Source organism: Hymenobacter ginkgonis, from assembly GCF_009755225.1.
In the GTDB taxonomy this organism is placed as follows: Bacteria; Bacteroidota; Bacteroidia; order Cytophagales; family Hymenobacteraceae; genus Hymenobacter; species Hymenobacter ginkgonis.
On record NZ_WQKZ01000004.1, the window covers coordinates 108,658 to 124,243 of the forward strand.

Annotated in this window: 9 protein-coding genes; all 9 read left to right on the forward strand. The window is 61.1% G+C overall.

All coding sequences use genetic code 11. From position 1 onward, the window contains the following. Positions 1–60: 60 nt before the first annotated feature. The 9 genes from GO988_RS16515 to GO988_RS16555 all read left to right on the forward strand — a co-directional run bounded on the left by GO988_RS16515 (position 61) and on the right by GO988_RS16555 (position 15,581). Positions 61–5,601: an alpha-2-macroglobulin family protein gene (locus GO988_RS16515; RefSeq protein ID WP_157567566.1), complete on the forward strand. Its 5,541-nt coding sequence runs from the start codon at positions 61–63 to the stop codon at positions 5,599–5,601. Positions 5,602–5,702: 101 nt separating this feature from the next. Further along, positions 5,703–6,269: a biliverdin-producing heme oxygenase gene (locus GO988_RS16520; RefSeq protein WP_157567568.1), complete on the forward strand. Its 567-nt coding sequence runs from the start codon at positions 5,703–5,705 to the stop codon at positions 6,267–6,269. Beyond that, a complete protein-coding gene (locus GO988_RS16525; protein ID WP_157567570.1) occupies positions 6,251–8,566 on the forward strand; it encodes an ATP-binding protein in 2,316 nt (771 codons plus the stop codon). The genes GO988_RS16520 and GO988_RS16525 overlap by 19 nt, the downstream gene beginning before the upstream one ends. Continuing rightward, the gene (locus GO988_RS16530) at positions 8,567–9,010 is read left to right on the forward strand and encodes a response regulator (RefSeq protein ID WP_198172843.1); all 444 of its coding nucleotides are present in this window, start codon (positions 8,567–8,569) and stop codon (positions 9,008–9,010) included. Between the two features lie 10 nt (positions 9,011–9,020). Beyond that, complete coding sequence (locus GO988_RS16535; protein ID WP_157567572.1) at positions 9,021–10,289, forward strand: ATP-binding response regulator; 1,269 nt, start codon at positions 9,021–9,023, stop codon at positions 10,287–10,289. Positions 10,290–10,359: 70 nt separating this feature from the next. Next, positions 10,360–12,765: a penicillin-binding protein 1C gene (pbpC, locus tag GO988_RS16540; protein WP_157567575.1), complete on the forward strand. Its 2,406-nt coding sequence runs from the start codon at positions 10,360–10,362 to the stop codon at positions 12,763–12,765. Positions 12,766–12,958: 193 nt separating this feature from the next. Beyond that, complete coding sequence (locus tag GO988_RS16545; protein WP_232341569.1) at positions 12,959–13,480, forward strand: YMGG-like glycine zipper-containing protein; 522 nt, start codon at positions 12,959–12,961, stop codon at positions 13,478–13,480. Positions 13,481–13,576: 96 nt separating this feature from the next. Next, positions 13,577–14,077: a YybH family protein gene (locus tag GO988_RS16550; protein ID WP_157567579.1), complete on the forward strand. Its 501-nt coding sequence runs from the start codon at positions 13,577–13,579 to the stop codon at positions 14,075–14,077. A gap of 163 nt (positions 14,078–14,240) precedes the next feature. Next, positions 14,241–15,581 carry a TolC family protein gene (locus tag GO988_RS16555; RefSeq protein WP_198172845.1) on the forward strand — a complete coding sequence of 447 codons (1,341 nt, stop codon included), beginning with the start codon at positions 14,241–14,243 and terminating at the stop codon, positions 15,579–15,581. Positions 15,582–15,586 lie beyond the last annotated feature (5 nt).

The window sequence follows — 15,586 nt, forward strand, 5'->3', positions numbered from 1 at the left end:
AGCGGTGGGGTAGCTGCGTTTTTTTGCTACCTTTCCCGCTCCGCTTACTACCCGCCCCTTATGCGCCAACGCTGCCTGCTGCCGCTGCTGTTTTTGTCGTTGCTTTCTGCGTTTTCTTGCTCGAAGAAAACCGACCAAAACCAAGCTGCGGCGGCTAGCCAAGCCGCCGGCGAAGAAATTGACCCGTACCAGAACTTGGTCTTCACGTTTGAAGAGCCAGTAGTACCGGCCAGCCAGGTAAACCACTGGGATACTACGCGCTACGTAGCTTTCGAACCTGCCATTAAAGGCAAGTTTAAGTGGGCGAACGACGGGCGCGAGCTGGTATTCTCGCCGCTAGAGCCGTTTCGGCCGAGCACGGCCTTTGCGGCTAGTTTGCGCACGGCCGCCTTGCCCTCAGGCAAGCAAAAGCTGACGTTGAGCCGCCCGAAATTTCACACGCCGTTTCTGGACCTCAGCGGGGCACAGGTGTTTTTTGGGCGCAGCAACCGGGCGGCGGGTACCGCCGAGCTGCGAGCCAACGTGCAATTCAACTACCCGGTGCGACCAGCCGACTTGCGCCCCCTTTTGCGCGTGAGCCAAAACGGCCATCCGATAGCTTTTACGCTCACCGCCGCGGAGCCCGACCGCACGCTGGCTATTGCTATCAACCAAGATGTTAAGCCTGGCCAGCCGCTGCATTTTGAGGTTTTGCCGGGGCTGCAAGCCGTGGCTGGCAGCCAGGCGACTACCCAGCCGCTACTAGCCGACAGCGAGGTGCCCGACCAGCAAACGCTGCAAGTGCGCGAGCTAACCGGCCAGATACTAGACGGCAAAGCGGTAGTAACGCTGCTGACTAACCAGCCCGTGTCAGTGGCTGATATCCAGCCGCTTCTGAAAGTGACGCCCGCCGTGCCCTACGAGGTAGAAGCCTTGGAAAGCGGCTTGGCGCTGCGCGGCGGCTTCGAGGTCGGCAAAACCTACCAAGTGCGCATTGACCCCGGCCTGCGCGGCACGCTGGGCGGGCAGCTGGCGGAGAAGTTTGACCAAGGCGTAAGCTTCGGCGACAGCCAGCCGAGCATCAGCTTTGCCAGTACTGATAAAGCCATGTACCTCAATGCGCTGGGCAATCGCAACCTGGGCCTGCGGCTGAATGAGGTGGCCAACGTGAAGGTGACCGTGGCGAAGGTATACGCCAGCAACATCCAAGAAATATTGCGCACCGATAAGCAGTATGGCTACGAACCCAATGAGGACGGCGAACCCGAGCAAGACGAAAACGGCGACTACGTAGACCGCAGCTACCAATATTATGACCTCGAAAACCGGGGCGACGTACTTTTTACCCGCACTTACGCCACCACCGGGCTAGCCAAGGAAAATGGCCTGCGCCTGCTGCCGCTCAACCTCAAAGACCTGGAATTCAACGCGCCGCTTAAGGGCCTCTACGTGGTACGCGTGCAAGACACCGAGCGCCAGTGGCTGCGCCAGGATAAGCTGGTGGCCCTCACCGACCTCGGCTTGATTGCCAAGCAGGGGGTAGGCGGCGGCACCGTGGTTTTTCTCAATTCGCTGCGCACGGCGCGGCCGGTGAGCGGCGCCACGGTGCGCTTCATCAGCACCAACAACCAGCTGATGGGCACCGCCATTACCAACGGCCAAGGCGTGGCGCGCTTCGACAGCGTAGCCGGCAGCCCCCTGCGCCTGGGCATGGTGCTAGCCACCCGCGACGCCGATTTTACGTTTTTGAGCCTCAAGGGCAGCCGGGTCGAAACATCGCGTTTTGAGGTGGGCGGCCTGACCAGCAATGCCGCGCATTACCAGGCATTTCTGTACGGCGACCGCGACCTATACCGGCCCGGCGACACCATCCATACCAACGTGGTGGTGCGCACTGAGGATTGGCACACGCCGCCCGCCGGCCTACCCGTGAAGGTGCGCCTGCTGCTGCCCACGGGCAAGGAGTACGCCAGCTTCGGCGAAAAGCTGAGCGCCACCGGCGCGGTCGAGTCGCGCTTCATCCTACCCCCCACCGTGATGACGGGCCTCTACGAGCTCGAAGTGCTGACCGGCAACGACGTGCTGCTGACCTCGAAAGCGGTGAGCGTGGAGGAATTTATCCCTGACCGGTTGAAAGTGACCGTTACGGCCGCGCCCACCGTGCTGCGCCCGGCCCAGACCGTGACGGCCACCATCGCGGCGCAAAACTTGTTTGGGCCGCCCGCTGCCGGGCGCAAGTTCGAAGTCGAGTTTTCGCTGAAGGAAAAGAAGTTTTCAGCCAAGAATTACCCCGAGTATAACTTCGACATCAACACCGGCGAGCGGCCCAGCCGCTCTACTACCGAGGGCGAAGAAGGCAGCGAAGAGCCCAGTTCGGGCATCGCGCAACGCTTCCAAAAGTCGGTGAGCCAGGGCGCTACTGACGCCGCCGGGCGTGGCACCGCCACCTACGTGCTGCCCGATGCGCGCGACTTAGGCACGCTGGAGGGGGTAGCCTTTGCTACTGTATTCGACGAAACCGGCCGGCCCGTTAACCGCTTGGCTACCTTCGAGGTACAGACGCAAGCCACCCTATTTGGCATTGCCAAAGTGCCCGAGCTGGTGAGCACCCGGCAGGCGCTGCCGCTTAAGCTGCTGGCCCTCACGCCGGGCGGCCAGCCCGCGCGGGCCACGGCGCAGGTGCGCATTGTGCGGCTGCTCTGGGAAACCGTGCTCGAGCGCCAGGGCGGGCGCTACATCTATAATTCGCAGAAGCGCGAGCAGGTGCTGAGTAGCCAAACGCAGTCGGTAGGGGTAGGCACCAGCTTCACTTTCACGCCGACTTACTCGGGCGAGTACGAGGTGCGGGTGAGCCGGCCGGGCGCGGCAAGCTACGTGGCAGCGCACTTCTACGCCTACGGCAGCGGCGACACGGCCGGCAACTCGTTTGAGGTCAACACCGAAGGCGAGGTAACGATTGAGGCCGACAAGCCGAAGTACGAGCCCGGCCAAACCGCACAGCTCCTACTGAAAACGCCCTTCCCCGGTCGCATCTTGGTGACGGTAGAACGCGACCGGGTGTTCGATCATTTCTACGTCGATACCGACCAGAAATCGGCGCGCGTGAGCATTCCCATCCGCACTGGGCACGTGCCGAATGTGTACGTCACGGCCACCGCCATCCGGCCCATCACCGACAATTCCCTACCCCTCACCGTGGCGCGGGGCTTCGTGCCACTGACGGTGGAAAAGCCGGGCGCGCACCTAGCCGTCAGCATCAAGGCACCGGAGCTGAGCCGTTCGCAGGTGTTCCAAACGGTGGAGGTGCACACGGCGCCCCGCGCGCAAGTCACGCTGGCCGTGGTAGATGAAGGCATTTTGCAGCGCAAAAACTACCACACGCCCGACCCTTACGGCTACTTCTACCAGAAGCGGGCGCTTGAAGTCAATGCCTTCGACGTGTACCCCTTCCTGCTGCCCGAGATGGGCACCAGCAGCAGCGGCGGCGACGCGGCCGACCTCGCCCGCCGCACTACCCCCGTGCCCAGCCGCCGCGTAAAGTTGGTGGCCAAATGGAGCGGTATTCTTACTGCCGACGCCTCAGGAGTAGTGCGCTATAAGGTGCGCGTGCCACAGTTTAGTGGCGCGCTGCGCGTGATGGCTGTGGCTTACAAAGACGACGCTTTCGGCAACGCCGAGCAAACCATGCGCGTGGCCGACCCAGTAGTGATTTCGACGGCCCTACCCCGCTTTATGAGCCCCGGCGACACGATTGACGTGCCGGTTACGCTGACGAATACAACCAAGGATAGAATTTTCGTCAAGGTTACAAAGCAACTTACTGGCCCACTCATTTCTGCTGAACCCATTACGGAAAACGGAGTTGATGGAATTAGTATGAAAGGGCGAAACGAGGAATGGACTGTACCGCTGCTGCCTAATAAAGAGAGCAGAATCACTTTCCACATCGGTGCTCGGCAAACTATTGGCAACGGTAGCGTCAAGATTGTCGCCGTTGGCTTAAAAGGCTCAACGGAGACTTTCTCCGAACTCATCGAAATCCCCATCCGCCCGGCCGCGCCGCTCGAAAAGCGCACCGGCAACGGCGAGGTAGCGGCTGGTACGCCCGCCGTGCTCAACCTGCGCACCGATTTCCTACCCTCCTCCTTGCGCAGCAAGCTGGTGCTGAGCCGCTCGCCGCTCATCCAGTTTTCTAAAGACCTGAGCTACTTGCTGCAATACCCCTACGGCTGCCTGGAGCAAACCGTGTCGGCGGCGTTCCCGCAGCTGTATTTCGGCGATTTAGCGGCCACGCTTCAGCAAAAACCGGGGGGTAGGGCCCAGCGCTACAACCCCAACTACAACGTGCAGGAGGCCATCCGCAAAATAGAAGCGATGCAGCTCTACAACGGCAGCCTGAGCTACTGGCCGGGCGGCGACTACGACAACTGGTGGGCCACTGCCTACGCCGCGCATTTTCTGCTCGAAGCCAAGCAAGCCGGCTTCGCCGTGAACCAGAGCACCCTCGATAAGGTGCTGCACTACTTGCAGTTTCGCCTCAAGAAGCGCGAAACGGAGCCTTATCAGTATTTCACCGTCGATGGCCTGGCCCGGCAGCGCATCATTGCCAAGCGCGAAATCACCTACTCGCTCTACGTGTTGGCGCTGGCCGGCCGCCAAGATGCCGTGGCGCTGAATTATTACAAGGCCAACCGGCCGCTGCTCACTTTGGAGGCGCGCTTTCTGCTGGCCTGCACCTACGCGCTGGGCGGGCAGCAGCGGGCGTTCCAGGAGGTGCTACCCCGGCAGTTTTCAGCCGAGAAGTCGGGCCGCGAGTTGGGCGATTCGTTTGCCTCGCCCATCCGCGATGAAGCCCTGGCACTGAATGCCTTGCTGGAAGCTGACCCGACCAACCCGCAGGTAAACGCTATTGCCCGGCAGCTGAGCCGGCAGGTGCGCACGGCGCGCTACCTCAATACCCAGGAGCGGGCGTTTGCGCTGCTGGCATTGGGCAAAATTGCGCGCCGCAGCCAGGCCAGCACCACCACTGCTACGCTGCTGGCCGACGGCAAGGAAATCGGCAAATTCAGCGGCAAAGACCTCACCGTGAACAACGTGGCCAACCGCCAGCTCACGATAAAAGCCAGCGGCGCGGGCCCGCTTTATTACTACTGGGAGGAGGAAGGTATTTCGGCCGGCGGCCGCGTGCGCGAGGAAGACAGCTACCTGAAAGTGCGCCGCGCGTTCGCCACCCGCGACGGCAGGCCAATGACCCAGGGCACCTTCCAGCAAAACGACCTGGTGATGGTCGTCATCAGCCTGCAAAGCGCCGATGCGGCCGGTGAAGTCAAGAACGTGGCCATCACCGATTTGCTACCTGCCGGGCTGGAAATCGAGAACCCGCGCCTCACTCCCAGCCGCGACATGACCAACTTCCCCGGCTTGGCCCAGCCCGACTACCTCGACGTGCGCGATGACCGCATCAACCTCTTCACCACTGCTACCCCCAAACCCAAGTATTTCATGTACCTGGCTCGCGCCGTAAGCAAAGGCACCTTCAAGCTGGGTCCTGTGAGCGCCGATGCCATGTATAATGCGGAATATCATTCCTATAACGGGGCCGGCGTAGTGCGAGTGAAGTAGTTAGCTGGCTGAGGAGTGGGCTTCATCCGCCACTAGGCGCTTGCTCCTCAACCGCAAACTTTAGCAGGAACCGGTTTCTTTGTACTTGAAACCCGCTACCCATGCTACCCCCCTCCGAAACGCCGACCATCTTGCAAGCCTTGCGCGCCGAAACCCGGCCCGCGCACGACCTGCTAGAGCAAAACCACTTCAACCAAAGCCTTGCGGCGGGCACGCTGAGCTACGCGGCCACGGCGCATTTTTTGGCGAAGATGTACGGCTTTTTGGTGCCCTACGAGGCGCGGCTGCGCCAGCAAAACCTAGGGCCGGAGTGGGAAGCCGAGGCCCGCCAGCGCGCCCACCTTATCCTGGAAGATTTGCAGGTGCCGGCTTCAGCCTTAGCACTTTGCCCCATTATGCCACCGCTGGCCAGCTGGCCGCAGCTGCTGGGCGCCATGTACGTGCTGGAGGGCTCGACGCTGGGTGGGCAAGTGATAGCGCGGCAGCTAGCGAAGGCCGATATTCCGCTGCGCACGTATTTTGGGGGTTACGGCGCACAAACTGGGCCGCGGTGGAAGGCCTTTTGCCAGCTGCTGGCCGCGGCCGCTACCCCCGCTAATCAGGCCGAGATTGTGCAGTCGGCTAGCCTTACTTTTCAGCAACTATCCGCATGGCTCAATCAGCCGTAAGCTTCACCGATGAAAGCCTCGTGGGGGCTACCATCACCCTCACCAACTGCGACCGCGAGCCCATCCATATTCCGGGGCTGGTGCAGCCCTACGGCTTTCTGCTGTGCCTGGCTGAGGATACTCACCGCATTGTGCAGGCTAGTGCTAACACCCAGGCGCTCATAGGCCTAGCGGCCGAAGACTTGCTGGGCAAAGGTCTGGAGGAGCTACTGGGGCCCGGCCGCTTGGCCGAGGTGGCGGCGCTGCTCCCTACCCTCACCGAAACGACTAAGCTGCTGGGCGTGCGCCTCAAGCACGTGGCGGGCCAGCCGTTCTACAAGCTTATTCTGCACCGCTACGACGGGCTGCTGTGGGCCGAGTTTGAGCCCTTGGCCGAAGAGGAGGCCAGTGTGCTGAGCCTGCCCGCCCTCAACAACACGCTGAGCCAGATGCTAAGCGCGACCAACGTGCTGGATTTCTGCCAGTACGCCGTGGAGCAGGTGCGCGACATTACGGGGTTTGCGCGGGTGGCCATGTACCGCTTTGCCGCCGACGAAAGTGGCGAAGTGGTGGCTGAAGCCAAGCGCGACGACCTCGACCCGCTGCTGGGGCTGCACTACCCGGCGACCGATATTCCGCAGCAGGCGCGGGCCATGTACCTCAAAAACTGGCTGCGCTTCATCCCCGACATCGACTACGCGCCTACCCCCCTGGTGCCGGCCCGCACGCCCGGCACCGGCCGCCCGCCCGACATGACGTATGCGGTGCTGCGCTCGGTGTCGCCCATCCACATCGAGTATTTGCGCAACATGGGGGTAGCGGCCACCATGACTATTTCCATCATTCAGGACGGCAAGCTGTGGGGCATGGTCATGTGCCACCACGATGCCCCGCGCCTGGTGAGCTACGAGCTGCGCGAGCTGTGCCTATTTATTGGCAAAACGTTTTCGGCCCTCTTGAGTACCAAGGAGCAGCTCGAAACGCACGCCTACCAGCTGCGCTTGCAGCAGGCTCAGGTGCGGCTGCTAGAGCAGGTGAGCAACCACGTCAACTTTGTGGAGGGCCTCTACCAGCCCGTGCCCATTGTGCTCGACGTGCTGAACTGCGGCGGGGCGGCCATTTGCTTTGATGGCGAAGTGGTGCGGCTCGGCAATGCCCCTACCCCCCCGCAAATTCGGGAGCTGGCTACCTGGCTCGACGAGCACTTGGAGGAAGACGTTTTTCATACGGATTCCTACGCCCGGCTCAACCAGGCGGGGCTGGCCATGCGCGCCACGGCCAGCGGCGTACTGGCCGTGGCCCTGGCCCAAGAGCCCGGCAACTACCTGTTCTGGTTTCGGCCCGAACTGCTGCAAACGGTGCGCTGGGCCGGCAAGCACGAGAAAGTGCACAAGATGGAAGATGGCCAGCTGTTTCTCTCGCCCCGGCAGTCGTTTGCGGCCTGGGCCCAAACGGTTGAAAGCACCGCCGCGCCGTGGCTGCCCCTGGAGCTGGAAACTGCCAACGCCATTCGGCTGCACATTGCCGATGTGCGCCTCAAAGTATTCAACGAGTTGCAGGCCCGCGCCGCTAGTTTGGGGCGCCTCAATACCGAACTGGCGCGCAGCAACGACGAGCTGGATTCCTTCGCCTACGTGGCCTCGCACGACCTGAAAGAGCCGCTGCGTGGCATTCACAACTACTCCATCTTCTTGCTCGAAGACTACGCCGAGCTGCTCGATGCCGACGGCGTGGACAAGCTTCAGACCTTGGTGCGCCTGAGTCAGCGCATGGAAGCCCTCATCGACTCGCTGCTGCAACTCTCGCGGGTGGGCCGCCTCGACCTCGAACTGGTGCCCACCGACATGAACGAGCTAGTGGCCGACGTGCTCGACCTGTTGCGCCCGCGCTTCGAGCAAACCCACACCACCGTGGATGTGCGCGGCCCGCTGCCCACTATCGAGGCCGATGCGGTGCGGCTGCGCGAGGTATTCAACAACCTGTTTACCAACGCCATTAAGTACAACAACAAGCCCGAGCGGCGCATTACCGTGGGCTGGGCCCCGGCGGGCAAAGCCGGGCCGCGCGGGGCCGCCAACCCGGCCGATTACGACGTTTTTTACGTGCAGGACAATGGCATTGGCATCGAACAACGGCACCACGAAAGCATTTTCCGAATTTTTAAGCGTTTGCACGCTCAGGACAAGTTTGGTGGCGGCACGGGGGCCGGCCTCGCTATTGCCAAAAAAATGGTGGAGAAGCACGGTGGCGAACTCTGGGTAGAATCCGTACTAGGCCAAGGTGCCACATTTTATTTCTCACTGCTAAAAGCCCACTAAGTGTCTACTCCCCTTTTGCCCATCCTTGTAGTGGAAGACAGCGCCGAGGATTTTATGGCCTTGGGCCGGGCTTTTCGCAAATACGCGCTGCAAAACCCGGTGCTGCGCTGCGCCGATGGCGACCAAGCGCTCGAATACTTGCAGGGCCATGGCAAGCATCCGGCTTGGCCCAAGTCGCTACCCGCCATTATTTTGCTCGACCTCAATATGCCCGGCACCGACGGGCGCGCCGTGCTGCATACGCTTAAGCAAGACGCGCACCTGCGCACGATTCCGGTGATTATTTTCAGCACTTCGTCGAACAGCCGCGACATCGAGGACTGCTACCGCATGGGGGCCAATAGCTACCTCACCAAGCCCATTGCCTACGCCGATTTGGAGGAGCGTATTCGCCTTATTATTGACTACTGGCTGGAGGCTTCGGAGCTGCCGGTTTTGCACTAGGTAGCTGCTGATGAAGAAGATATTGCTGGTCGATGACAACGAGCAGGACCGGTTGCTCTACAAGCGCTTTCTTAAAGTAGAAGAAGGCAGCGGCGACGAGCGCATGGAACTGTTTGAGGCAGCCTCGGGCGAGGAAGCCCTGGTGATGTTCAGGCAGGTGCAACCCGACTGCGTGCTGCTCGACCACAACCTGCACGACATCGACGGCCTAGAACTGCTGGCCCAGCTGCAAAAGCTGGCCCCCCACAACAGCCTGTGCACCGTGATGATAACGGGCGGCGGCAGCGAGGCGCTGGCCGTGCGCGCCCTCAACAGCGGCGCATTCGACTACCTCGTGAAGCAGCAGTTCGACCGCGAGCTGCTGCGCAAAACGGTGCGCCACGCCATCGAAAAGAACGAGTGGCGCCAGTACCAGGCCAGCTACCACAAAGAGGTGGAGGCCACCAACCAGCAGCTGCGCGACTCGCTGGCCCAGCTGACCGCTGCCCGCCGCGAAGTGAACGAAAAAAATGCCCAGCTCGAAGCCGCCAACGCCGAAATAGAAGCCCGCAACCAGCAGTTGAGCGTGAGCAACCAGCAGCTGGCCCGCACCAACGCCGACCTCGACAACTTTGTGTACGCGGCCTCGCACGACTTGCGCCAGCCCGTGAACAACCTGCGCGGTTTGTTTGACGAGATTCAGCACGCGGCCACCTTCGCCAACCCGGCCGATGCGCAGTTGCTGTACTTCATGGACAAGTCGCTAAGCGCACTCACTACCACCATTACCGACCTAGCCACCCTGGTAGAAGAAAACCGCCTGCCCAGCACCCAGGCCGCCGAGCCGGTGGCGCTGGCCGACGTCACGGCTGATATTCTGGAGGTTTTGCACCCGCAGGTGGTGGCTACGCAGGCCAACATTCAACTTGATTTTCGGGAGGTACCCGAAGTGCCTTACGTGCGCGGCAACCTGCGCACCATCTTGCTCAACCTGGTGGCCAATGCCCTTAAGTACCGCCACCCCGACCGGCCGCCGCATGTGCAGCTGCGCTCGCGGTGCGTGGCCGGCCAGCCCGTGCTGGAGGTGCAGGACAATGGCCTAGGCCTCGACCTAAAGCACTATGGGACTGAGTTATTTCAGTTATTTCGGCGCTTCCATCCGCAGGCAGCCGAAGGCACGGGGGTAGGGCTGTTTCTGGTCAACCGCCTGGTGCAGGCCCACGGCGGCCGCATCGAAGTGGAGAGTGAGGAAGGCCAGGGCACTACCTTTCGGGTGCATCTGGGGCCGCGGGCCGCGTAGCACTTCTAAGCATAAGAGGTTGGCGCGGGCGGGCGAGCATTTCCCAGGCCCTACCCCCCATTTTTTGGCCATGCCCGGCAAGTTTGCGCCCGCTTTTCTGCTTCGCTTTTGGAGGAGCCGCCTCGCCCGGCGCGGGGGGGTAGGCCTGCTACTATCGGTGCTGCTCGTGCTGGCGCTCGACCGAATTTTTCCGCTGCCGCCGGCCCCGCAATATTCGCCGCTGGTGCTGGCCGCCGATGGCACCGTGCTGCACGCCTACCTCAACCCCACCCAAAAGTGGCGGATGAAAACGGAGCTATCCGAAATTACTCCGGCGCTGCAAACGGCCATTATCGAGAAGGAAGACCGGTATTTTCGTTACCACTTTGGGGTGAATCCGCTGGCAATAGGCCAGGCCGCGGTTCGCAATCTGCTGGGCCGCGGGCGCACCACCGGGGCCAGCACTATTACCATGCAAGTGGCCCGCCTACTCGAACCCAAGGAGCGCACCTTTACTAATAAACTGCTGGAAATGCTGCGCGCTACGCAGCTAGAGGCGCATTACAGCAAGGCCGAAATCTTGCAGCTCTACCTCAACCTAGTGCCGTACGGCAGCAACGTCGAGGGAGTAAAATCGGCAGCCTTGCTCTATTTTCAGCAGCCACCCGATTACCTGTCGCTGGCCCAAACCGTGACGCTGGCCATCATTCCGAACCGGCCAAGCGGGCTGGTGCTGGGCAAAAGCAACCCGGCCATTTTGCGCGAGCGCAACCGTTGGCTGCGCTATTTCGGGCAGCACCAGCTTTTTCCCGCGCAGGATATTGCCGATGCGCTGCTCGAACCGCTGGCGGCCCAGCGCCACCCTGCCCCTACCCTGGCGCCGCACCTGGCGCGGCGACTGGTGCTGGCGCAGCCGGGCACAGCGCTCATCCGCAGCACGATTCGGCCAGCTACCCAGGCCAAAGCCGAAGACCTGGCCCGCAACTATGTGCGCCGGCTGGCTACGCTGGGTATTTCGCAGGCGGCCGTGCTGGTGGTGAACAACAAAACCCGCGCCGTGGAGGCCTACGTCGGCTCGGCCGATTTCGACGACCGCCGCACCAGTGGGCAGGTTGATGGCGTGCGGGCCGTGCGCTCGCCGGGCTCCACGCTCAAGCCACTGCTCTACGGCTTGGCTTTCGACCGCGGCCGCGCCACGCCCAAAACGGTGCTGCCCGATGTGCCCACTAACTTCCAGGGTTTTCGGCCCGAAAACTTCGACCGGCATTACCAAGGCGAAGTGACCCTGGAACACGCCCTGACTTACTCGCTTAATATTCCGGCCGTGCGGGTTTTGGCCGAAGTCGGGGTCGATAATTTCACCAGCACGCTGCGCCAGGCCGGTTTTCGGCAGGTGGCCCACGATGCGCCCCGGCTGGGGTTGAGTACCATTTTAGGCGGTTGCGGCGCTACGCTTGAAGAGCTAACTGGGCTGTATGCCGCCCTGGCCAACGGTGGCCGGTGGGAAGAATTAAAAATTAGCTCGTCCACGTTGGCCCCGCAACGGAAGATTTTAGGGGAAGTGAAGGCAAAAAATTCCTTGCTACTAAGCGAGGCTGCCGCCTACCTGCTCACCGACATCTTGGCCCAGCGTACGCGGCCCGACCTACCCCTCGACGCGGCGGCCAGCCGCCACCTGCCGCGCATTGCCTGGAAAACCGGCACCAGCTACGGCCGCCGCGATGCCTGGAGCATCGGCTACAACCGGCAGTATACCATCGGGGTGTGGGTAGGCAATTTTAACGGTCAGGGTAGCCCCGCCCTTACGGGGGCCGATGTGGCTTCGCCGCTCTTATTTGACTTGTTCAACTCCTTGGCCTACAATGCCTCGGCCGAGTGGTTTGCCCCGCCAGCCAGCCTCGACTTTCGCTTGGTCTGTGCCGAAACCGGGCTGGTACCCGGCGAGCACTGCCCCAGCCAATTAGTGGATTATTACTTGCCCGGCGTGTCGGCCAGCCGCCGCTGCCAGCACCAGCAAGAAGTACTAGTATCGGCCGATGGGCGCTACAGCTATTGCCGGGCCTGCGCACCGGCCAGCGGCTACCGGCGCGAACTCTACCCCGATATGTTGCCCGAGGTGCTGGCCTTCCGCGAAAACCAGGGGTTGCCCACGCGCCGCCTACCCCCCCACAACCCCATGTGCCGCTTGGTGCGCGGAGCCGCGGCCGACCACCTTACCAGCGACTCGCCCGACGCGCCGCCGCTGCTAACCATTACTTCGCCCGCGGCCCACGCCGAGTACGTGCTGGCGGCGGCCGAGCAGCAGCAACTGCTCCTGAGTTGCGCCGCTAGCAGCGAAGTGCACCAAGTCTATTGGTATGTAAATGACCAGTTTATGCGGGCAGCCCGGGCCAGTGAGCGGGTGTTTTTTCGGCCACCGACGGGCGATGTAAAGGTCTCCTGCGCCGACGACCACGGCCGCACGGTGCACGTGCATGTGCTGGTGCGTGCGCACTAAACTACCTGAAAAAAGCGGCGTTTGCGTCCGTACGGTAGCGCTCGCTAACCTCAACTAATCGCGGGGCTTCATCGTAGTTGGCACAGTGCTTGCCAACACCCCGTAAGGCTCAGCCTATTTCTCTATTACTTCACTCGCCCTTCCCATGAAACGCACTAGTTGGTTATTCCTCCTCCCCGTACTGTTGTTCAGTATGTTCTCTGGTTATCAGGCCCAGGCCCAGCAGCGCAAGGGCTGGAGCCCCCAAGGCAAAGGCGCTGCCATCGGCGGGGCTGCCGGCATCTTGGGTGGAGCGCTCATCAATAAGCGCAACCGGGTAGTAGGCGGCGCCATTGGGGGCGTGGCCGGCGCCGGGGTAGGCTACGCTATTGGCAAGCACACCGACAACAAGCGCAAAAAAGCGGCTGCCTTAGCTGCCGAACGCGCCGCCGCCAACCAGCGCATTGCTGCCGCTAATGCTCGTGCCGCCGCTGCCGAGCGCACTGCTGCCGCCGAGCGCGCCGCCACCGAGCGCCAATCGGTAGCCAGCAGCCCCGGTAGCATTGCCCGCGTAGCGGGTGCTACTACGCTAGTTGCCGCTAGTGCCGGAGCAGCCCAAGGCTTCGCGGCTACCCCTCCGCCAGCTATCGTAGCTGCTGGCTATTTGCCAAACAACCAGTTTGGAGCTAGCGGCACGGCCTACCCGGCTTCGGAGGTTCGTCGCAAAAGCTGGTAGTACCCTTTATTGTATTTTACATCGAAAACCCAGGTCCGTTGGCCTGGGTTTTTCGTACTTTTAGCTCTCCCTAGCTTTCTTTCCAACACCTGTTTTATGAAATTCTACCTGCCTTTCTTTTGCGCGGCGGTGCTCCTGACTTCGTGCTCCGGCAATAACGGTAATTCGGCCGCGGCTGGCAATTCAGCCAACACTGACAACACCAGCAACGCCAGCGTTTCGGAACTCAACCAACAGTTTATCAGTGCCTGGAACAGCAAAAATGCGTCTAAAGCCGCTTCGATGCTCGCCGATGATGCGCAGTTTTTGCAAGGCGAAACCCACTTCAGCGGCAAAGATGAAATAACCAATAAGTGGGTAACGCCCACCATCAACAGCATTTCCAACTTAAAAACCAGCGTTGTAAGCACCGGCACCGATAGCAACACGGCTTATGAAGCAGGTACCTTCTCGGTCGATGTACTGCCTACTACTACCGAGCCAAACGCCGGAATTGGCGAAGGTAACTTCTTGTTTTTGTGGAAGAAAGGCGGCGATGGCAACTGGAAACTCAGCTATGCCCAGCTCGAAGACCTGCCCGTACAAGTGAAGAAGTAGTGAGCTTCTACTAAACATTTGCTTCGCTGGCGGCTTACTAAGCTTCGAATCCCCACAGGGGTCGGCTTTGTAAGCGCTAGCGATGTTGAGTAAATCTATAGTTTATTACCCTCACCGGCTGGTCCGGCACCGAAAATTCCGGTGCTGGCTGGCCGGTTTTTTTGTGGTACTGGCCAGTGGCTGGTTGGCCACACCGGCCCAGGCGCAAGCACCGGGCGCACCGGCTTCGCAGCCGATACCGAGCACGGCCTCGCTGCCGCAGTGCATCGACTTTGCGCTTCGCAACCAGCCGCTGGTGCGGCAGTCGCAGCTCGACGAGCAGATTGGCGAGCGCAATATCCGCATCGGGCTGTCGGCCTGGCTGCCGCAGATAAATGGCACGGGCATCTACACCCGCAATATTCAGCTTCAAACCACGGTGTTCCCTGACCTCACCAACCCCAGCGGGCCGCAGCAGGTCATTCGCATTGGCCTGGCCAATACTTCGACGCTCGGGGTAGCGGCTAGCCAACTGCTGTTCAGCAACGACGTGCTACGGGCGGCGCGCTCGGTGAAGCCTACCCGGCTGGTATACCAGCAGACGACTACGGCCAACAAGATTGACGTGGTAACGAACGTTAGCAAAGCGTTTTACAACATTCTGCTAACCGAGGAACAACTCAAAATTCTGGACGAGGACATTCAGCGCCAGGAGCGGCAGGTGAAGGACTCGAAGGCCCGGCTCGATGCGGGCGTGGTCGATAAAACCGACTACTTGCGGGCTACCGTGTCGGCGCGCAACGCCTACGCCCAGCGCCGCAACACGGCGGCCTCGCTGCCCGGCCTGTACTCAAACCTGAAGCAGCTTATGGGCCTCGGCCCCGATAAGCCGCTGATTTTACAGTACGACACCCTGCAAATGGTGCGCGAAACCCAGCTCGACACCACCGAGCAACTAGTGCCCGAGCGCCGCATCGAAATTCAGCAACTCCAGACGCAGAAGCGCTTGCAGGGCATCACCATCGACTACTACCGCTACGGCTTCTTACCTACGTTATCAAGCTTTTACAACTACAACCGGGTGTACCAAAACAACGAGTTTTCGGAGCTCTACAAAACGGTATATCCCAACCAGCAGGCGGGGGCGCAGTTTGCCCTACCCCTCTTCACGGGCTTAAGGCGGATTCAAAACCTGAAAATCGCCCGTTTGCAGGACGACCGACTCGACCTCGATTTATTTAATACCAAGAACCAGATTACCACCGAGTACGACCAGGCGCTGGGCGTGTACAAAGGCGCACTGGCTCAGCTCAATGCCTTGCAACTCAACCTGACCGATGCCAAAGAAGTGTACCGCGTCATTAATCTCCAGTATCGCGAGGGCATCAAGACTTTTCTGGAGCTGACGGTGGCCGAGGCCGACCTGCGTACGGCGCAGCTTACTTACTACAATGCTTTGTTTAACGTGCTGTCTAGCAAGCTAGATGTACAGCGCGCCCTGGGCAATATTACGTTCAATCAGTGAGACAT